The organism is Pseudomonas sp. 05T35 (genome assembly GCF_056396605.1).
The window spans coordinates 1-19,446 of the sequence record NZ_JBFTLU010000058.1 but is presented as its reverse complement, the minus strand read 5'-3'; the positions used below and the strand labels follow the sequence as shown (position 1 = coordinate 19,446).

Annotated in this window: 15 protein-coding genes and 3 pseudogenes; 7 read left to right on the top strand and 11 right to left on the bottom strand. The window is 59.9% G+C overall.

What is annotated here, in order from left to right:
* The 4 genes and pseudogenes from AC1DH9_RS06825 to AC1DH9_RS06810 all read right to left on the bottom strand — a co-directional run.
* The coding region (locus tag AC1DH9_RS06825; protein WP_477807960.1) for a PQQ-dependent dehydrogenase, methanol/ethanol family at positions 1–1,066 on the bottom strand (1,066 nt) is incomplete at its 3' end.
* A gap of 46 nt (positions 1,067–1,112) precedes the next feature.
* A pseudogene (locus AC1DH9_RS06820) lies at positions 1,113–1,670 on the bottom strand (transporter substrate-binding domain-containing protein); the annotation flags it as partial.
* Between the two features lie 3 nt (positions 1,671–1,673).
* The gene (gene pedF / locus AC1DH9_RS06815) at positions 1,674–2,135 is read right to left on the bottom strand and encodes a cytochrome c-550 PedF (protein WP_054596928.1); all 462 of its coding nucleotides are present in this window, start codon (positions 2,133–2,135) and stop codon (positions 1,674–1,676) included.
* A gap of 160 nt (positions 2,136–2,295) precedes the next feature.
* A complete protein-coding gene (locus tag AC1DH9_RS06810; protein WP_427538553.1) occupies positions 2,296–2,418 on the bottom strand; it encodes a hypothetical protein in 123 nt (40 codons plus the stop codon).
* Between the two features lie 154 nt (positions 2,419–2,572).
* Between AC1DH9_RS06810 and AC1DH9_RS06805 the strand changes: the two genes are divergently transcribed.
* From AC1DH9_RS06805 to AC1DH9_RS06785, 5 genes and pseudogenes are all read left to right on the top strand, one after another.
* Positions 2,573–3,757: an ABC transporter substrate-binding protein gene (locus AC1DH9_RS06805; RefSeq protein ID WP_427538550.1), complete on the top strand. Its 1,185-nt coding sequence runs from the start codon at positions 2,573–2,575 to the stop codon at positions 3,755–3,757.
* A gap of 33 nt (positions 3,758–3,790) precedes the next feature.
* Positions 3,791–4,750 carry a YVTN family beta-propeller repeat protein gene (locus tag AC1DH9_RS06800; protein ID WP_427538547.1) on the top strand — a complete coding sequence of 320 codons (960 nt, stop codon included), beginning with the start codon at positions 3,791–3,793 and terminating at the stop codon, positions 4,748–4,750.
* Between the two features lie 15 nt (positions 4,751–4,765).
* Positions 4,766–5,269, top strand: a pseudogene (locus tag AC1DH9_RS06795) (ATP-binding cassette domain-containing protein); the annotation flags it as partial.
* Positions 5,266–6,057, top strand: a complete 792-nt coding sequence (locus AC1DH9_RS06790; protein WP_427538542.1) for an ABC transporter permease — start codon at positions 5,266–5,268, stop codon at positions 6,055–6,057. The pseudogene AC1DH9_RS06795 and the gene AC1DH9_RS06790, both read left to right, overlap by 4 nt.
* Before the next feature lie 196 nt (positions 6,058–6,253).
* Positions 6,254–6,919, top strand: coding sequence for a response regulator (locus tag AC1DH9_RS06785; RefSeq protein WP_427527128.1), 666 nt, complete (start codon positions 6,254–6,256; stop codon positions 6,917–6,919).
* A 60-nt stretch (positions 6,920–6,979) separates the two neighbouring features.
* On the opposite strand, the gene nahK is transcribed toward AC1DH9_RS06785, so the two are convergent.
* The 3 genes from nahK to AC1DH9_RS06770 form a co-directional block, all read right to left on the bottom strand.
* The gene (gene nahK / locus AC1DH9_RS06780) at positions 6,980–9,613 is read right to left on the bottom strand and encodes a hybrid sensor histidine kinase/response regulator NahK/ErcS' (protein WP_427538539.1); all 2,634 of its coding nucleotides are present in this window, start codon (positions 9,611–9,613) and stop codon (positions 6,980–6,982) included.
* A complete protein-coding gene (nosP, locus tag AC1DH9_RS06775; RefSeq protein WP_427527126.1) occupies positions 9,543–10,706 on the bottom strand; it encodes a nitric oxide-sensing protein NosP in 1,164 nt (387 codons plus the stop codon). Before nosP ends, nahK begins: the two co-directional genes overlap by 71 nt.
* Positions 10,707–10,958: 252 nt before the next feature.
* The gene (locus AC1DH9_RS06770) at positions 10,959–12,143 is read right to left on the bottom strand and encodes a porin (protein WP_477807959.1); all 1,185 of its coding nucleotides are present in this window, start codon (positions 12,141–12,143) and stop codon (positions 10,959–10,961) included.
* A gap of 1,094 nt (positions 12,144–13,237) precedes the next feature.
* Between AC1DH9_RS06770 and AC1DH9_RS06765 the strand changes: the two genes are divergently transcribed.
* Positions 13,238–14,794, top strand: coding sequence for a methyl-accepting chemotaxis protein (locus AC1DH9_RS06765; RefSeq protein ID WP_477807961.1), 1,557 nt, complete (start codon positions 13,238–13,240; stop codon positions 14,792–14,794).
* A 74-nt stretch (positions 14,795–14,868) separates the two neighbouring features.
* Here AC1DH9_RS06765 and AC1DH9_RS06760 read toward each other — a convergent pair whose 3' ends face one another.
* The 4 genes from AC1DH9_RS06760 to AC1DH9_RS06745 all read right to left on the bottom strand — a co-directional run bounded on the left by AC1DH9_RS06760 (position 14,869) and on the right by AC1DH9_RS06745 (position 18,600).
* Complete coding sequence (locus tag AC1DH9_RS06760; RefSeq protein ID WP_427538533.1) at positions 14,869–16,455, bottom strand: MFS transporter; 1,587 nt, start codon at positions 16,453–16,455, stop codon at positions 14,869–14,871.
* A 19-nt stretch (positions 16,456–16,474) separates the two neighbouring features.
* Positions 16,475–16,903 (bottom strand): DoxX family protein, encoded by a 429-nt coding sequence (locus tag AC1DH9_RS06755; RefSeq protein ID WP_427538530.1) that lies wholly within the window; start codon positions 16,901–16,903, stop codon positions 16,475–16,477.
* Positions 16,904–16,971: 68 nt separating this feature from the next.
* Positions 16,972–17,625 (bottom strand): hydrolase, encoded by a 654-nt coding sequence (locus AC1DH9_RS06750; RefSeq protein ID WP_427538527.1) that lies wholly within the window; start codon positions 17,623–17,625, stop codon positions 16,972–16,974.
* A 120-nt stretch (positions 17,626–17,745) separates the two neighbouring features.
* Positions 17,746–18,600 (bottom strand): LysR family transcriptional regulator, encoded by an 855-nt coding sequence (locus tag AC1DH9_RS06745; protein ID WP_477807958.1) that lies wholly within the window; start codon positions 18,598–18,600, stop codon positions 17,746–17,748.
* 4 nt (positions 18,601–18,604) lie between these two features.
* On the opposite strand from AC1DH9_RS06745, the pseudogene AC1DH9_RS06740 reads away from it, so the two are divergent.
* Positions 18,605–19,363: pseudogene (locus tag AC1DH9_RS06740) on the top strand (alpha/beta hydrolase); the annotation flags it as partial.
* Between the last annotated feature and the right edge of the window lie 83 nt (positions 19,364–19,446).

Genomic DNA, 19,446 nt, shown 5'->3' with positions numbered 1-19,446 from the left:
CGTAGAAGAAGCCGTTGCGGTCAGCGGTGGCCGCGGCCTTGATCTCCTTGCCGCCGTCCTTGTAGTTGAACGAGATCAGCTCGTTGACGCCGTCATAGTCCCAGCCATCGTGCGGAGTGCTCTGGAAGTGCCACTTGATGGTGCCGTCATCCGGGTTCAGCGCCAGACGCGATGAGGAATAGAGGTTGTCGCCAGGGCGCAGGTGGGAGTTCCACGGTGCCGGGTTGCCGGTACCGAACAACAGCAGATTGGTTTCCGGGTCGTAGTAGCCGCCGAGCCAGGGCGCGGCACCGCCGGTTTTCCAGAGGTCACCCGGCCAGGTCTTGCCGGCTTCGCCTCCGGAGATGCCGTTCTCGATGGCCTTGCCGTCCTTGTAGACGTAGCCCATATGCCCTTCGACCGTTGGCCGGGTCCACAGCAGGTCACCGTTTTTCGGGTTGTAGGCTTCGATCTTGCCCACCACCCCGAACTCGCCGCCGGCCACGCCGGTGATCAGCTTGCCGTTGATCACCAGCGGTGCGGCGCTGATGGAGTAGCCTTCCTTGTGGTCGGCCACTTTCTTGCTCCAGACCACTTTGCCGGTGTCCTTGTTCAGGGCCACGAGCTTGGCGTCCAGGGTGCCGAAAATCACCAGGTCGTCGTACAGCGCCACACCACGGTTGATCACGTCGCAGCACGGGCGGATGTCGTCCGGCAGGCGTGCATCGTACTGCCAGAGTTTCTTGCCGGTGTGGGCATCCACCGCAAACACCCGCGAGTAGGATCCGGTCATGTACATCACGCCATCCTTGACCATCGGCTGCGCCTGCTGACCGCGCTGCTTTTCACCGCCGAACGAAAAGGCCCAGACCGGGCGCAATTCCTTCACGTTATTGACATTGAGGATATCCAGCGGACTGTAGCGCTGGCCCTGGACGCCGAGGCCGTTGGTGACGACCTGCCCGGGGTTTTTCGGGTCCTGGAGAATGTCCTGATCGGTGACGGCGGCCAGGGCCGAGCCGGACAGCAACATGGCACTGAGCAGCACACTGAGGGCGAAGGGTTGACGACGTACGGGGTGGGTCATGACGGCTACCTCTGCGGTTATTGTTGTACCCGGAAATTTCTCCGGTGGCCCTGAGCATGCCGTTGAACACCGAGGTCAGGTAGAACGACGGCTCGCTGGCGAGTTCAACCCCGATGGGGTGATGCTCGAACACCGCAACGCTGCCTACCGACTCCAGTCGACGACGGTCGTAAGCGACCTGCCATTGCTCGTTCTGGTAAGGCCCGAACATCACTACGTGGCCGTTCTCCAACTCACCGAGCTCGTTGCGCTTTTGTGAGTAGTCGCGGTCATACGGTACGCGCATCATCAGGTCGGCCAACTGCTGGTTGCGCAGTTGGCTGCCGCGCCAGATGTAGTCGCGCAAATCGTCGTCGAGCTTTTCTCCCGGCGGCGCCCAGATCAGCGTGAGACGGACACCGAGCGCCTTGGCCAGGGCCCGGGCCAGTTCAACATCGACCCCTCGTGGCGTGCCCGCCTCTTCGAAGCTGTAGGGCGCGAAATCCTTGTAGACCGCGACCTTCAGCTCCCCTTCGGCGATCATTTGATCAAAGGTGCGGACCTGCGCCTGCACCGCCTGGCAACACAACAACACTGCACTGATGAACACCGCGAGCAGGCGCATGGGTCATTGCTCGACATGCACGCTGTCGAGGTAGGTGCGCACCGCCCACAGCGCTTCCTGGCTCAGGTAGTCGGCCATCTTCGGCATGTAGACCCGACCGTCGCGCACTGCACCATTACGGACACGCTGGACGAACCATTCATCACCCGCTTCGCCGACATCCAGCAGGCGCAGGTCGGGGGCAATACCGCCGGACTTGGCTTCCAGGCCATGACAGGCGGCGCAGTTCTGGTTGTAGGCCGAAGAGCCGATTTCCAGAGCCTTGTCATGTTCAGGGGAGGATCGATAGGGATTCGCCGCTGCCCAGCCATCGGCATCGACCTGCACGCCGGCATCCTTGATCGGGGTCAGGCCCTTGGTTTCCACTGCCTGGGGGACCACGTTGCCATGGGCCCAGGTCGCACCGGCACCGAACAGACCGGTCAGCAGCCCTGCAACCAGCAAGGCGTTGCGTTTTGTTGTCATTGTTTTGCCCTCAAGATTGCACGCACTACCTCTCTACAGAGGCTACGGGCTCATCTTAGGAACAGCGCAGCACGATCCGAATGCTGCTTTGGTGGCCGCATGCTCATCCCTTGGTAGTAGGGCTTGTGGCGAAACGCTTGGCGATTGGCGGCCTGCGCGCCTAATACCCTGGGGTCACGGGGACCACCAGCACGGCGACAGGGCGGGCTCCGTGCAATTTGTCGACGCCGATCAAGCTCAGGATCAGCAGCAACGGCAGGAGCAATGCTTTAAGAATTCGCATGATCGTTGTGCTCTGGATGGGTGGCTGTTACCCATGCTAAAACCGCGCCGCACTTGGCAAGTTACGACCTTGGTACTGGCTCACTGGTACTTTCTGCATATTTCGCTGCCCTCCCGGACTTCCTATGCTGGYGCCATACGAAGTGGAGTGCCCTATGCGCCAGCTTATTGGTTACGCCCTGTTCTATTGGTTGGCGATTGCCTGCTCCGCGTTGCTGGCCACCCAGAGCCAGGCGGACGACGACCCGTTGCAAGTGCGCATCGGCTACCTGGGTTATCGCCCCGATCCCGGACCATTGCTGTCCACTGTCATCCCCGAACCCACCGATGCGGGGTTGCGAGGCGCCGAGTTGGCAATCATCGACAGCAACAGCACCGGGCGCTTTCTCAAACACGACTATCACCTGCAAAGCACCGTCGTCGACAGTCCCGAAGCGTTGCTCGAAGCCGCCAAATTCCAGCACGCTCAAGGCCTGCGATTGTTCGTGGTGAATGTGCCGCTGGACAGTCTGCGCCAGCTCAGCGCCGCCCTGCCCGACAGCCTGCTGTTCAATGCCGGCAGTGCCGATGACAGCCTGCGCAGCACCGACTGCCTGGCCAACGTGCTGCACAGTCTGCCCAGCCGGGCGATGTTGGCCGATGCACTGGTGCAGTTCATGGTGGTGCGCAAATGGCAGCGGGCGTTGCTGATCGTCGGTCAGACGCCGGAAGACCAGGCCTATGCCGCCGCTCTGCGACGGGCCATGAAACGCTTCGGGCTGAAGATCGTCGCCGAGAAACCCTGGACGTTCGACAACGACCAGCGCCGCAGCGCCCAGGCCGACATGCCCCTGTTCACCCAGACCGCCGAATACGACGTGGTGCTGGTGGCGGATGAGCGCGGCGACTTCGGTGAATACGTCCCCTACCAGACCTGGTACCCGCGCCCCGTGGCCGGCACCCAGGGACTGACCCCAACCGGCTGGCACCACACCGTGGAAACCTACGGGGCCGCCCAGTTGCAGAAGCGCTTCGAAGCCTTGGCCGGACGCTATATGAACGACCGCGACTTCGCCGCCTGGGTCGCCGTGCGCAGCATCGCCAGCGCAGTCAGTAAACTGCGCCAGACCGACCCGGTCGCCATTCGCCAACTGGAACTCAGTGACCAGTTGCCACTGGACGGTTTCAAGGGCCGCAAACTCAGCTATCGCCCATGGAACGGTCAGTTGCGCCAGCCGATCCCTATCGTCCAGCCGCGAGCGCTGGTCAGCACCGCGCCCGAGGACGGCTTTTTACACCCCACCAATGAAATGGACAGCCTGGGTTTCGACAAACCTGAAGTGAGTTGCCGCTATCCCTGATCAAACCACCACAACAACAATAAGGAATCCGCCATGCGCCGCACCCTGCTCACTTGCGCCCTCCTGCTCGCCGCCGGGCAAGCCGTGGCGAGCACCGCCTGGGTCTCCAACGAGAAAGACAACAGCCTGAGCCTGATCGACATGCAGACGCTGCAAGTCACCGAGACCCTGCCCGTGGGCCAGCGCCCGCGCGGGCTGTTGCTGTCCCACGACAATAAATTGCTGTACATCTGCGCCAGCGACTCGGACCGGGTCCAGGTGATGGATGTGGCCACCCGCAAGATCATCAAGGAGTTGCCCTCGGGCAAGGACCCGGAGCAATTTGCCCTGCACCCCAACAACCGCTGGCTGTATGTCTCCAACGAGGACGATGCACTGGTGACGGTGATCGACACCGAAACCGCCAAGGTCCTGGGCCAGGTCAATGTTGGCGTCGAACCCGAAGGCATGGCGGTCAGCCCCGACGGCAAGTGGGCGGTCAACACCAGTGAAACCACGAACATGCTGCACTGGATCGACACCAGCACCCAGACCCTGACCGACAGCACCCTGGTGGATCAGCGGCCGCGTTTCGTCGAGTTCAATCGGGACGGCTCGCAACTCTGGGCTTCCGCCGAGATCGGCGGCACGGTGACCATTCTCGACGTGGCGACCCGCAAGATCCTCAAGACCCTGAGATTCCAGATCAAGGGCGTGCACCCGGACAAGGTGCAACCGGTGGGCGTCAAGCTCAGCGCCGACGGCAAGTACGCCTTCGTCGCACTGGGCCCGGCCAACCATGTGGCGGTCATCGATGCAAAAACCTTCGAGATCCTCGACTACCTGTTGGTCGGGCGACGTGTCTGGCAGATGTCGTTTACCCCGGATCAGAGCCAGTTGCTGGCGACCAACGGGGTCAGCGGCGATGTATCGGTGATCGATGTCAACAGCCTCAAGGTCATCAAATCGGTGAAGGTCGGACGCTACCCATGGGGCGTGGTGGTCACGCCATGAACGCCCTTGACGTCTGCGACTCTGGACCTGGACCTGAGCATCGAACAGAACCTGCGCTATCACGCCGCGCTGCAGGGTTTGTCGCGTGGCCAGAGCCAGCGGCGGATCGATGCCGAACTGGCGCGCCAAAGTCTGACCGAGCGACGGCACGAACGGGTTCGTGAACTCAATGGCGGGCATCGCCGGCGGGTGGAAATTGCCCGCGCCCTGCTCCACGAACCGCGCTTGCTGCTACTGGATGAAGCCAGTGCCGGCCTCGACCCGGCCAGCCGCCTGGCGCTCAATCGGCACATTCGCACGCTGTGTCACGAGCAACAGATCAGTGCGCTCTGGACCACCCACCTGCTGGACGAAGTGCACCCCGACGATGACCTGCTGATCCTCCATCAGGGCCGGCTGGTCGCCAGCGGACAGGCGGACGCACTGAGCCGGGAGCACGGCGGCGATCTTGATTCCGCTTTCGCCCGCCTCACCCCTTCACCCGGCCTCGCGGCCACTATCGGAGTCAGCCCCCGATGAACGCATACTGGCGGTGTTTCAGCGGCATCGTGTTGCGCGAATGGCTGCGCTTCGTGTTGCAGCGCACGCGATTTCTCAGTGCCCTGGTGCGCCCGCTATTGTGGCTGCTGGTGTTCGCCGCAGGTTTTCGCGCCGCCCTGGGTATCGCGATTATCGATCCCTACGACACCTACATTCCCTATGAGGTGTACATCATCCCCGGCCTGGCCTGCATGATCCTGCTGTTCAATGGCATGCAGGGTTCGCTGTCGATGGTCTACGACCGGGAGATGGGCAGCATGCGGGTGCTGCTGACCAGCCCTCTGCCGCGAGCCTTTCTGCTGGGCAGCAAACTAGTGGCCACCTCGTTGATTTCCCTGCTGCAGGTTTATGCTTTCCTCGCCATTGCCTGGCTGTACGGCGTGCAACCACCGGCGGCGGGACTGCTGCTGGCGTTGCCGGTGCTGCTGCTGGTGGCCCTGATGCTCAGTGCCCTGGGGCTGCTGCTGTCCAACGCGATTCGTCAGTTGGAGAACTTTGCCGGGGTAATGAATTTCGTGATCTTCCCGCTGTTTTTCCTGTCATCGGCCCTGTACCCGTTGTGGAAGATGCTCGAGGCCAGTCAGTGGTTATACTGGCTCTGTGCCCTGAACCCATTTACCCACGCGGTGGAGCTGGTGCGTTTTGCCCTGTACGAACGCCTCAATCTGCTGGCATTGGCGGTGTGCCTGGGGCTGACCCTGCTGTTCAGCTCGCTTGCGGTGCTGACTTTCAATCCCCAGCACGCAGCGCTACGCAAGGCCGGATAACCCGTCTCCTACTTTAGTACTGGTTTTCTTATCTATGGTCGCATTCACAAAGCGCCGTCCCTGGCATGTAATGGCTCCATGACAAACAGGATGAGAGCCTGTGCCGCGTGCCTTGCGTCGCCGGCAGCGCCTTTCCCTGACGCCATAGCCTGAGAACCCTTGCCCCACCCTAATCACAATAACGAGGTGAAAGGCCATGTATAAAATTCTGATTGCCGACGATCACCCGCTGTTTCGCGAAGCCATTCACAACGTTATCAGCGACGGCTTTCCGGGCAGCGAGGTGATGGAGACTGCCGACCTCGAGAGCGCCCTGACGCTGACCCAGCAGCACGACGACCTGGACCTGATCCTGCTGGATTTGAACATGCCCGGCATGCATGGCCTCAATGGCCTGATCAATCTGCGCAACGAGGCGCCGACCATTCCGGTGGTGATCGTCTCTGCCGAGCAGGACAAACAGGTGGTGCTGCAAGCCATCACCTATGGCGCCGTGGGCTTTATCACCAAGTCTTCGCCACGCTCGCAAATGACCGAGGCAATCGAGCAGATCCTCAACGGCAACGTCTACCTGCCGCCGGACATCATCCGTACGCAAAAAAGCGCCTTCACTCGACGCATGAGCGAAACCCCGAGCTTTCCGCCCGAATTGCTCCAGGCCCTGACCCGCAAGCAACTGCTGGTGCTCGAACGCATGACCAAGGGTGAATCGAACAAGCAGATCGCCTACACCCTGGACATCGCCGAAACCACGGTCAAGGCCCACGTCTCGGCGATCCTGCGCAAGCTCAACGTGCACAACCGGGTGCAGGCGATCCTCAGTGCCGGGGACATCGACTTCGGCGCTTATCTGCGGCGCTAGGTTCTTCTGCCGCGAGAGCCAAAGATCGCAGGCTGCGATCTTTGGCTCTTCGCTCGCACCTCAAGGCTGTCCGAGCAGATGGCTCATCGCAGTCTTGAGTTTCATCGGCCGCACCGGTTTGTGCATCAGGGTGTGGCCCCGTTCGCGGATCTGTTGCTTGAGTTCGTTGCTGTAGTTGGCAGTGATCATCATCGCCGGTATCGGCAGGGCCCGACGCGCGTTGATCCGCGCCACGGCATCGACACCGTTGCAGTCGTTATCCAGGTGATAGTCGGCAATCAGCAGGTCGGCTTCGGCATGGTAATTGTCCACCTGACGCGCCAGGTCTTCTTCCGATAATGCCGTGACCACCAGGCAGCCCCAGCCTTCGAGCAAGGTCCGCATGCCGGCACAAATCGCTGCATCGTTGTCCAGCACCCACACCCGCGCACCGCGCAGGCGTTCGAGCATCGGCTCGCTGATCGCCGGGCTCGGCTGAGCCTTGGGCGCAGTGGCGCTGAGGGGAACTTCGACGGCAAACATCGAGCCCTTGCCCGGCCACGAGCGCACCCGAATCCGGTGGCCGAGGATGCCGGATATCTTCTCGACGATAGCCAAGCCCAGGCCTAACCCGCGATCCTGGTTCGGGCGCTGCACATCACCGCGTTTGAATTCCTGGAAAATCTCTTCCAGACGCTCCTCGGCGATCCCGATGCCGCTGTCCCAGACTTCGATCGACAGGTGTCGGCGATGCCGTCGGCAGCCCAGCACTACCCGGCCGCCGGGGGTGTAGCGAATCGCATTGCTCAACAGGTTGCGCAGGATCCGCGCCAAGAGCTGGATGTCGCTACGCACCAGCGCCGAGCAGGCCACAAAGTGCAACTCAAGCCCTTCGCTGCGCGCCACCTGGGCATATTCGGTGGCCAGGTTGTCGATCAATTCGCTGAGGGCGAACGGCGCGATATCGGCCTTGATCACCCCGGCATCGAGCTTGGAAATATCCACCAATGTGCCCAGCAGATTCTCCACATCCTCCAGGGAATTGCTGACATTGCGCACCAGTGTCGCATTGGCTACCGGCTCGCGGCGCTCGAGCAGCGCACTGGTAAACAGCCGCGCCGCGTTCAACGGTTGCAGCAGGTCATGACTGACGGCAGCGAGGAATTTGGTTTTCGACAGGTTGGCCTGTTCGGCCTCCAGCTTGGCCTCGCGCAAGCGCGATTCGACCCGACTGCGTTCGTCGATCTCGCGCAGCAACTGGTCATTCAGGGTAGTCAATTCGGCCGTGCGCTCGCGCACCCGCAGCTCCAGATTCTGATAGGCCTGGTGCAGCGCTTGCGCCGTTCTGCGACGCTCGGTGATGTCGCGGATCAGCACAAAAATCCCCACCACCTCACCACTGGCCAGACGGTTCGGGACATAGGAGCGCAGCATGTAGCGCTCCTGATTATTGATGTTGGTTTCGGCCACCTCAAAGGTCACGCTCTCGCCCGCCAATGCCCGCGCCACATAGCTCTCCAGCCGCTGATAGTGCTGTTCGCTGTGCACCTCGCGCAGACTCTGGCCGAGCATCACGCCCCGTGGCCAGCAATACCACTCTTCATAGACCTTGTTGGTGAACTCGTAGACCAGATCGGCATTCAGATAGGCGATCAGCGCCGGCACATGGTCGGTGATCAGGCGAATCCAGCGCTCGCTCTCACTGAGGGCCTCGGCATGCTGATAGCGTTCAGTGATGTCGGTGAAGGTGTTGACGAAGCCGCCGGTGGGCAGCGGATGGGTGCGGATTTCCAGTACCCGTCCGTCGTAAAGGCGCTGCTCGCATTCGTGGATGATCCTCCCGTTGGCGTCGCGACTGTCCGGGGTCAGCAGGCGCAACTCACTGTCGCCGATCACCTCGGCAAAGGGCCGGTGAGCGGCCACCGGCGCCAGGCCGCTGAGTTCGAGGAAGCGCCGGTTCCACAACTCCAGGATGCCCTCGGCGCTGACCATGGCCACCCCTTGGGACAGGTTGTCCACCGCACGCTGCAACAGACGGGACTTTTGCGCGACAGCCTGTTCGCGGCGCACGGTTTCGCTGAGCTTGACCTCGGTGATGTCGGTAAACAGCATCACCCGCCCKCCTTCCCGGGTGGACCGCTCGCTGACTTGCAGCCAACAACCGCTCTGCAGCCGATAGAGCAGTTGCTCGTCGGCATGGCCTCGCGGTTCTTCATTGAATAGCCCGGTGGCAGTCATCAGTCGCTTGACCTCGGCCAGCCGCATGCCAGCGATAATCCGCACCTTGCTGTTGGCCCAGAATGCCTTGAATCGGCTATTGAACAGCACAATGCGCTGGTCTTCGTCGAACAGCACGAAGGCATCGGAGATGCTCTCGATCGCGTCGATCAGATACCGGTGAGCGGTTTCGGCCCGCAGCCGGGCTTCGCTGAGCAAGTGATTGCCGGCCTTGAGTTCGGCCATCGCCTGGTTCAATGCATCGGTGCGCTCACGGACCTGCTCGGCCAGCACCACCGAATGCTGAAAGGCCGAGTAAGGGTCATTGCCCCGCGTCACCCCGGATTCGATCCGCTCGATCAGCGCGTCATTGATCCGCTGTAACTTGCGGTTCTCATGCTGCAGTCGGACAACCTGCTGTTGCAGTTCAACGACTGACAGGGGTTCGGTTCCGGGCAATGGCAACTCCGGTGAAGGTTTGGTTGATGTGCATGCCATTGAACTGTTCTCCATAGGTGTTGAAACCCATCACCCGCTGCTCGCGCAAGAACGCGCCGATCTGTTCCAGGCCATCTCCGTCTTCCAGCTCCAGGCGCCGGAGAAAACAATCGCAACCGATGGTCAGCAGCAGCTCGCCGAGACGCGCCTGCAAACCGTCGAACAAATGTTGCAGATTCGGCAGCATCGGCCCGGGGGTCATGGCGGTCAGCACGATGCCGTTCTCTACCGCACAATAAAAACTCAGGCTCAGGTCCGGATGAACCTGCTGGATCGCCCGGACGTAATACTGGTCGTGGATCCGCACCGCCAGCGGGTGGGCGGCGAATACCCGGTGATCGAGCTCGGCCACCGGCACACCGATGTGGCGCGCGTACTCTTCGGCGGCGGGCTCGGCGTTAAGCTCGAAGACCCGACGCTGGGCGCTGTCGGCGCCCGTCACCACCAGCTTCTCTTCGCGGGGCAGGATGTGATGGGTGGTGAACACTTCGAAATCCAGCCAGGTATTGACCAGCACCACCACCGCTGCGCCGCAGTGGAATTCACCCTCGAAATAGACATGAGTGTGGGTCAGGTAATTGTCGTCGCCGGCTGAGCCACCGAAATGCGGAATGTCCCCCAGCGCCGCACTCAGGGCAGCCAGGACCATTTCCTCACGACTGGACAGGCCATCAAGCAGGGTCAGGGCGAAGCTGTTGCCCTTGATCGGCGCCAGGGTGTTGCTGCGACAGTCGCTGACCAGCCGCTCGACCATCCGCTGGGCGTCGATCAGGCTGAAGCGTTCCATTTCGTCGATCCGTTCGGTGGCGATGGAAAAGTGCCGATGATCGAAACCGACCGCTGTCACGCAATTGCGGCCATAACCAAGGGGCGTGATTTCGCCGGCGCTGGTGCACCCCACCAGGCGGATACCGCCGAAACTCTGCTCCAGGGCTACGCCCAGCGCCTGCAAATCGTATTCGGCGGAACAGAAAAACAACACGAACCCCAAGTGCGGGTGTAACAGCTGCCGCGCCAGTTCCTGGGCCACCAGCCGGGCATCGGTCGCCTGGGACATTGCACTGACGACACCCTCATTCTGGGCCTGCTGCATCTTCGCCTCCTGCCGGCGCGCACTATGAGGCCTGAGTGTACGAAGCCTGCCGGGCACCACGAATGCTACTTGGGTAGGGGTTAGCCGCTTCCATGGGATGAAAAGGCCGGTCGAGCAGGCGTTGCCACCGAAGGATCGCAGCCTTCGGCGGTGCCTATGGGATGTGTGTGTGTAGCAATCTGTGCAGGCGCTGCAGCAGGCGACGATCCTGGCGATCGCGCCTGCAAAGACAGCCGGGCGGATGATCGGGGTTTACCAGGTCAGCACGGCCCCGACGGCGAAGGTATCGGTATTCTCGTTCTGGGCAATGGTTTGATGGCCTTTGATTTCGAACTGGTTGTATTCGGCGACCAGCTTGAGGTTGTCATTGACCTCATGGAACAGTGCCACACCGCGGGTTTGGTAATCCGCACCGCTGCCGACTACACCGTTACCATCGTCCTTGGTTTTGCCATAAGACAGCGCCAGGCGATTCTTGCCGAGCGTGTAGGAGCCCTGCAGCAAGTAGCCATCGCTGTCGACATTTCTCAGGGTCGGCTGGCCGGCGTTGTTGGTAAAGAACGGATTGATACCCTTGGCCTGAAAGCCGGAACCGGTAAGCGACAGCCCGCCCATCTTCGCCTGCACGCCGTAACCGACGCCTTTGGAGGTGACCGAGTTGACGGTAGAGTCGGTGTTGTCCGAGGTCTGGTAGCTGCCGTTGACCCAACTGTAAATCTTCGCCCCGGCCACATCGAACTGGTAAGTGATCTCGCTCTCGGTGCGAGGGTTCTGCTGATAGGCCTTGCCGGTCGGACTGCTGTCGTTGGTGCTCACCGGATCCATGATGCMCACCGCGACTCGCAAGCCGTCCATGACCGGCGTGCGGTAGGYGATCTGCGAGGTGGGGAATGGATACGGGTAACCGCTGCCGATATTGCCGAACGACACCCCGCCGCCATCGACCAGGCCCAGGCTATCGCTGGCCTGACCATACCCGGTGAGCAGTTCATCGAGCAGGATGTTGGAGCGCGCAAACAGGCCGAAATCCTTACCGATCAGCACCTCGCCCCATTCCGGATTGGCCACGGTGCCATAGAACTGGCGCACATCGATAGCGGTGTCGGTGCCCTTGGTCTGGCTGTCGTTGATGGTCACCCAGAAGGAGGCCCGGGCCCCGAGTTTCAGGTCATCGACCTGCTTGCCCATGTTGAAGCCCAGATAGTTGGGCAGAAACCCCATCTTCACCCGGGCCTGGCGGCGGTCGAACTGATCACCGGCGCGATCAACCTTGCTGTTCACGTAAAAGGCATTGATGTAGCCGTCGGTAGAGAACGTGGTCTGGTCCTTGTCGTACAGCATGATATCGGCCTTGGCGATAGCGCTCAGGCCAAGCATCGACAGGCCGACAATGACCGCTGGCAGAAGATGGGGCAAATTCTTATTGTTGTTGTGCATGGCGCGCTCCGAACTCGGGGGACGAAATGTCGGAGGCGATTATCGAAAGCTGGCGAACAGCCTTATACGGTGCCTTGGAAGGGGTTGGCAGATGCTTTGGGCCTGTGGGGGTGGCGCGATGACTTGGACCCTGACCGGGTCATGCCACGGTGCAATACTTAAGGTGCAAGCCTTGTGAGCGGCTGCGGATCAATACCCCATCTTGCTGATGAACAGCGAAATCAAGCCGGTTGTTGAGCTGATAAAGCGTTGCCGTGACTGATTGAACTGAGGTTTAAGGTGAGTGCGACTTACTTGGCCGAACCGAATCCGCTTGTACGCACCGCTGCTGAAATCCTGCAGCACTATCACTCCGCCCCCATGATCAACGCACTATAAGTTCAATGAATACTGACCACTAAGAACGGCCTGCCACTTCATTACCTCGCTAGCCATAAGTCGAATACTGCTCCCACGAGTTGAACCTTATAGTGCACAACACACAATAAAAATCGACGCCTGGTACTTTAAATGTCCCTGAGAAAAGCCCCAGTAAAAGCGCTTCCGATAAATGAGGAACTCTTACAATTACTTCAGGCAATTGATAATGCTCACGCCTCCTGGAGATCCACTGTCAAGCATATAGACGCGGCATGTGATGAGGTATGGCTCGCTCGGATGTGGGAGGTTGAAAACCTTGAAAGCCACTACAGAGACTGTCAAGACCAGCTGTTTTTTTATCTGAAACAAGCGATCCATCTTTAAATCACCTGCCACTGCCCTGCGCGATTTTCAGGCGCTTGCGCCATCAATACGGGGCAACCAGAACCAGACGAGCGTGAACATTCGACTAAAGCACAAGGCAACACTTTTGGCGCCCGAAAAACATCCTTAGTTAAGGAGAGGATATCTCTGGCAAAGCCCGACAGGCGTAGAGCTGTATCCTTTCAGTCACGTTACAACCAACTGATTCATACACCCTGATGTTTTTTACAAATGTCCCGAAACGCCATCTGAAACATGAGAGTGGCGATTCTAAAATTAAAGCATTGGGGTTCAGGGTCGACATTCAGGGCGCCATGATCAATCAACCTGCATTATTACCTGGAGTCCTTATGTTCGGCTGGATCAGCAATTTCCGTGTCAGCGCTAAATTAAGCCTGGGGTTCGGCCTGGTACTAGGGCTTGCGTTGTTACTGGCCGCCACCGGCTGGTATGCAATTATTACATTGACCGACCGCGGCCTTAAGATTGAAAAAATTGCTCAAATCAGCGATTACACCAAAGACTTGCGAATCATTCGTTTACGCATAGGTACACACCCTCAAGCGGATGCCTATCAACCGCTGCAGAACACCCTGGATGACCTGGCAGCCCATCTGCACAGTATCAGGGAACATTTCACTGACCCGCTTGATCAAGACCTGATTCAACAGCAGAACAACTCGGTCAAAGAGTACGGACAACTGCTGCATGACCTGACCCAACCCAACACTGACCAGGCGCCACTGTTTAAACGTATGGGGCAGTTGGGCGACCTGTTGCTCGACACGACGCAAAAACTCATAGCGTCGCAAAATGCCAAACGCGATGCCGATGCCGTGTCTGCCATGACCCTGCTGGGTCTTGTCGCGGCCTTGACTCTGCTGCTGGGCACACTCGCAGCGTGGGTCATCACCCGACAGATCGTTAATCCATTGCAGCACACACTCCAGGTGGTGAACCGTATTGCCAAGGGTGATTTGAGCGAGCAAGTGCAGGTCAACCGGCGTGATGAGCTGGGCCAGCTGCAATCAGGCCTTCAGCAGATGACGCTCAACCTTCATGAACTGATCGACGGCATTCGATCCGGTGTCATCCAGGTTGCCAGCGCTGCCGAACAGCTATCGGCGGTCGCCGAACATACGAATGCAGGCGTCAACAACCAGAAAGCCGAAACAGATCATGTCGCCACCGCGATGAACGAGATGACCGCTACCGTGCAAAACGTCGCACACAATGCCGATGAAGCCTCTGCTGCCGCGTCCATCGCGGATCAGCAAGCCTGCGAGGGAGAGCAGATCATGGGTGATGCCATTGTGCAGATCACGCGCTTGGCGGAAGAACTCAACCAGTCGGCAGACGCGGTACGCCATCTCCAGGAACAAAGCGATAAAATCGGCGGCGTACTGGATGTGATCAAGGCCGTGGCCCAACAAACCAATCTGCTGGCGCTGAACGCGGCCRTCGAAGCAGCCCGCGCCGGAGAGGCTGGCCGTGGTTTTGCGGTGGTGGCGGACGAGGTGCGTAATCTCGCCTTACGCACCCAGCGCTCCACCGAAGAAATTGAAATTCTGGTAGCCGGCGTACAAAGCGGCACTCACGGCGTTGCCACAGGAATGGAAAGCAGCCTGCTGCTGAGCGAAAGCAGCGTGGAGTTTACCCATCGCGCTGTTAGCGCCCTGGAGAACATCGCGAGCAAGGTATCAATCATTCAGTCAATGAATCAGCAAATCGCCACGGCCGCAGAGCAGCAAAGCGCGGTCACCGAGGAGATCAATCGCAGTGTGATCAACGTTCGCGACATCTCCGACCAGACGGCAAGCACCTGCGAAGAAACCGCTTCTTCGAGTGCCGAACTTGCACGCCTGGGCCATGAACTTGAAAGGCTGGTAGGACGCTTCAAAATCTAGCCCTGGCAGAGACAGTCCTGGGCGGGCGGCGCCGCGATGACCTCCTGATTTTGCTCTTGAGCAGGACTAACCCGTCAGCCTTTGAGCAGGTGCCGAATTCGTACAGGCTTTCCAGCGATTTGAAAGCGCCGGGCGGCTGATTCGATTTTCAACTCGGCGCGAGTGACTCGACTGTGATGGCGTAGATGATCGTGCCAGGACTCGTCAAAAAACAGCTCTATCCAGAGTTGAGGATTTTCGGTGTCCTGCATCAGTTGCCAGGAAAAAGAACCATTGCGCTGGCGCATTCTGCGTACGTCGTCCATGGCCTCTTTGAAGGCATCGGCGTGCGCCGTGTCAATCTCGTACTCGACCGTGATCATGACTGGCCCACGTTCACCATCAGCATCGACACTCATCAACGGTTGAGGCCAATGCAGCGAAGGGGCCAGGTCTTCTGCGCTCAGCGCGGGCAGTTTTACCCACCCGCCCACCGCGACTCCCAGCACCATGATGACAGCGGCAAAACTCAGCGATATCGAGATCGACAGCCAGCTGGCGATCAGCCCCCACACCACACCGCCGATGGCCATGCTGCCAAAGAACGTCAGAATGTAGACCGCCAACGCCCTGGCCCTGACCCACGCCGGTACCGATGTTTGCGCAGACACCTGAAGACTGGACAATACCGCGATCCAGGCAGCACCACTGATGAGCATCACCGGGACAAGCAGGTAGAAATCCCGAACCCATGCCAACGCCAGCAAGACTGCCGCATAGATAAGGCTGGCCGATGCCACCAGCAGATTGACCGCAATATGACGACGAATTGCGGGCAGGAACATTGCGCCCGCGACCGCCCCGATCCCGACGCAACCGAGCAAGATCCCGAATTGCTCAGCGCTGCCCTTCAACTCACCTCGCACAATCAGTGGAAGCAACGACATACCGGCGCTTGCGCCGAGAAAGAACGCCAGGGCACGCACCATGACTCGTTGTAGTTCGCGTGAACTACGGGCATGGCGCCAACCCACACGGATAGCGCCAAACAGCCGTTCTGCCGGTAATACGGACGGTTGTGGCGTACGACGCCACAAGGCGAGCACTGCGATAACGCCAAAGAAAGACAGGGCGTTGACGGCAAATGTCGCCCATGGCCCTACCAGGCTGATGATGATGCCAGCGATGGCCGGTCCGAGTGCTCGGGCAACGTTGACCCCCACGCTGCTAAGCGATATCGCGGCGGGCAGATCGTTCGCGGGAACCAACTCGGGTGTCAACGCCGACCACGCGGGCATGGTCAGCGCTGTTCCAACCCCCATGGCCAGCGTAAAGAGGAGTAAAAGCGTCGCGCTCATCAGGTCCGCCAAGGTGATCAAGGCGAGCGCAAGCGCAATGACGGCCATCCCTGTCTGGACAGCCAACAGGTAACGTCGTTTGTCGATGATGTCGGCCAGCGCACCAGCGGGCAGCGCGAGAAGGAACATGGGAGCGGCACCCGCTACCTGCACCAGAGACACCATAAAAGGACTGGCCGACAAAGAGGTCATCAGCCAGCCAGCACCCACTTCATGCATCCACGTCCCGATGCTGGATGCAATGCTCGCGAGCCACAGACTGCGAAACAATCCATAACGAAGCGGCTGCCAGGCCGACGTTGTCGGTGGCTGCTCTTTGGTCATCGTACTCACCCGTCTCTCCCTACAGTTTGCTCAGGAGCGGCCAGCGATGCGACAGACTCGTACCTACTGCCAATTTTCCAGACCCGCCGACAAGAATCGTCGAGAAGATGATCAGCAGCAGCCAGGCGAACTGGCCCTCGGCCAGGCTCCACTCGGGATGAACCCGGATAACCGAGACAACCAGCAAAAAGAGCACAGGCAGTGTCGCAAGGCGCGTCAGAAGTCCGGCTGCGATGAATATCGGACAAAACACTTCCGCGAAAATTGCCAGAGACAAGGTCAACCGAGCCCCCATGCCAAACGGGTCTTCGATCAACGTCAGTTCGTGCTCAAAATTGAACAGCTTGGGCAATCCGTGCACCAGCAACAGCATCAGTACACCGGTGATGCGTAGCCAACACAGCGCTACATCCGGTGCAGTCGTCGTATTCATATCAGATGTGGACATGTTCCATTGCTCCCCACCGCTCGCCTGAGTGCGCCTCTTCCCCTACCAAGGAAGAGGCGCAATTCAGATCAGTGACCTTCCGATGCGTTAAACATGGTTTTGGCATAAATCAAACCAAGACCATAAGCGCCGCCGTGAGCGATAGAGGTTTTCACCGTCTCGTTATAGGTGTCGCTGCGAGCCCAGTCACGTTGCAGTTCCAGCAGGTACTGGAGTGAGGTCATCGGACGCGCACCGGCTTGAATCATGCGCTCGATAGCGCGCTCATGAGCCTCATCCGAAACGTCACCGCACGCATCGCAAATGATGTAGACCTCGAAGCCTTGTTCAAGCGCCGAGATCGCCGGGCCAACAATGCAGACCGAAGTCCAGAGACCGGCAAGAACGATTCGGTCGCGACCGATCTTGTTCACAGCGACGGCTATACGCTCGTCTTCCCAGGTATTCATGCTGGTCCGGTCAATCAGTTCCTGACCGGCGAAGACCGAGGTAATTTCCTCAAACATGGGGCCCGAAAAACTTTTTTCGGCGACGGTGGTAAGAATGGTCGGAACGCCAAACTCCTTCGCTGCCTTGGAGATCAGTGCAGCGTTATTGCGGAGTGAAACAGCGTCGATGGATTTGGTCGCAAATGACATCTGCGACTGAAAGTCGATCAGGATCAGAGCGTGGTTGCTCGGATTGATCAGACCTTTACCTGGTGCTGCTTTTGCGGTTGCCATAACACTTCTCCGGATACGTTTGAGAGGGGCTATTTTCGGCTTCGCTGTAGCAGAGCGATTGTATGGATGTGCGAATCTGGAAAAATCATGCTGATAAAATTTCTTTTTACGCCCACCGCCTCAGGCGTCCTCGGTCCGATCCAGCCGTTCACGCAAGAACTCGATCAACGCCTGCACCGGTCGCGAGCCCTGGCGATGCTGCGGATAGACTGCCGATAACGTCAACGGCGCAGGGCGGAAGTTGTCCAGCACCGGCACCAGCCGCCCGTCCTTCAAGGCCGAACCGACAATGAAGGTCGGCAAATAAGTAATGCCCATGCCGGCGATGGCCGCGTCCTTGAGCAATTCACCGTTGWTGACCCGCATCCTTCCGGTGACGTTCACGGTCAGTGGTTTGCCCTGCCCTTCGAACCGCCATTGCACCTGGCGGCCGTGGCCGTAAGGCAGGCAGTCATGGCTGTGCAAATCTTCGGGGTGAACCGGCGTGCCGCGCTCGGCCAGATAGTCTGGGCTGGCGCAGTACACCCGCTGGATGGAGGCGAGGCGTCGGGCGATCAGCGTCGAGTCTTCCAGCACGCCGATGCGCAATGCCAGGTCGTAGCCTTCACTGAGCAAATCCACCGGACGATCACTCAAGTCCACTTCCACCGTAACGTCGCGATAGCGCTGCAAAAACACCGGCAGCAGGCACCCCAAGTGCGCCACCGCGAACGACAGCGGCGCGCTCAAGCGGATGATGCCGCGTGGCTCGGCGGTCTGGCCGGCGATGCCCTGCTCCACGTGTTCGACTTCGCTGAGCAGGCGCAAGGCTGACTCGTAATAACTCTGCCCCAAGGGCGTGACGTCCAGCCGCCGGGTCGAGCGGTTGAGCAGGCGCACGCCGAGGCGCTCCTCCAATTGCATCAGCCGGCGACTGACGAACTGCTTGGACAGGCCCAACTGATCGGCCGCCGCCGTGAAGCTGCCGGAGTCCATGACCTACCTGAAAGTGGTGCGCCCAGCCGGGGCCAAAGGCGAATTGCCGGTGTTCATGTTCTTCCACGGTGGCGGTTGGGTACTGGGCGACTTCCCGACCCACCAACGGTTGATTCGTGATCTGGTGGTGGGCTCCGGGGCAGTTGCCGTGTACGTCGATTACACCCCGTCGCCGGAAGCCCACTACCCGACCGCGATCAACCAGGCCTACGCCGCCACAAAATGGGTGGCCGAGCACGGCAAGGACATTGGTGTCGACGGCAAGCGCCTGGCGGTGGCCGGCAACAGCGTCGGCGGCAATATGGCGGCGGTGGTAGCGTTGATGGCCAAGGAGCAGAACACCCCGACCCTGCGCTTCCAGTTGCTGATGTGGCCGGTGACCAACGCCGGGTTCGATAACGGCTCGTACCAGCAGTTTGCCGAGGGCCACTTCCTGACCAAAGGCATGATGCAGTGGTTCTGGGACAACTACACCACCAGCCCGGCCGAACGTGCGCAGATCCACGCCTCGCCACTGAATGCCAGCGCCGAACAGCTCAAGGGCCTGCCTGCCGCGCTGGTGCAGACCGCCGAATTCGACGTGCTGCGTGACGAAGGCGAAGGTTACGCCCGCCACCTCGACGCGGCCGGCGTGCCGGTGACCGCGGTGCGCTACAACGGGATGATTCATGACTTCGGCCTGCTCAATCCGCTGAGCCAGATACCTGAAGTGAAGGCCGCAGTGCGACAAGCGGCGGCTGAGCTCAAGACCCATCTGAACTAAGCCAGGGCCCTTCCCCCACAGCGATGTGGGGCGAAGGGCTTTTATGTGGGAGCGAGCCTGCTCGCGATGGCGTCCTGTCAGCC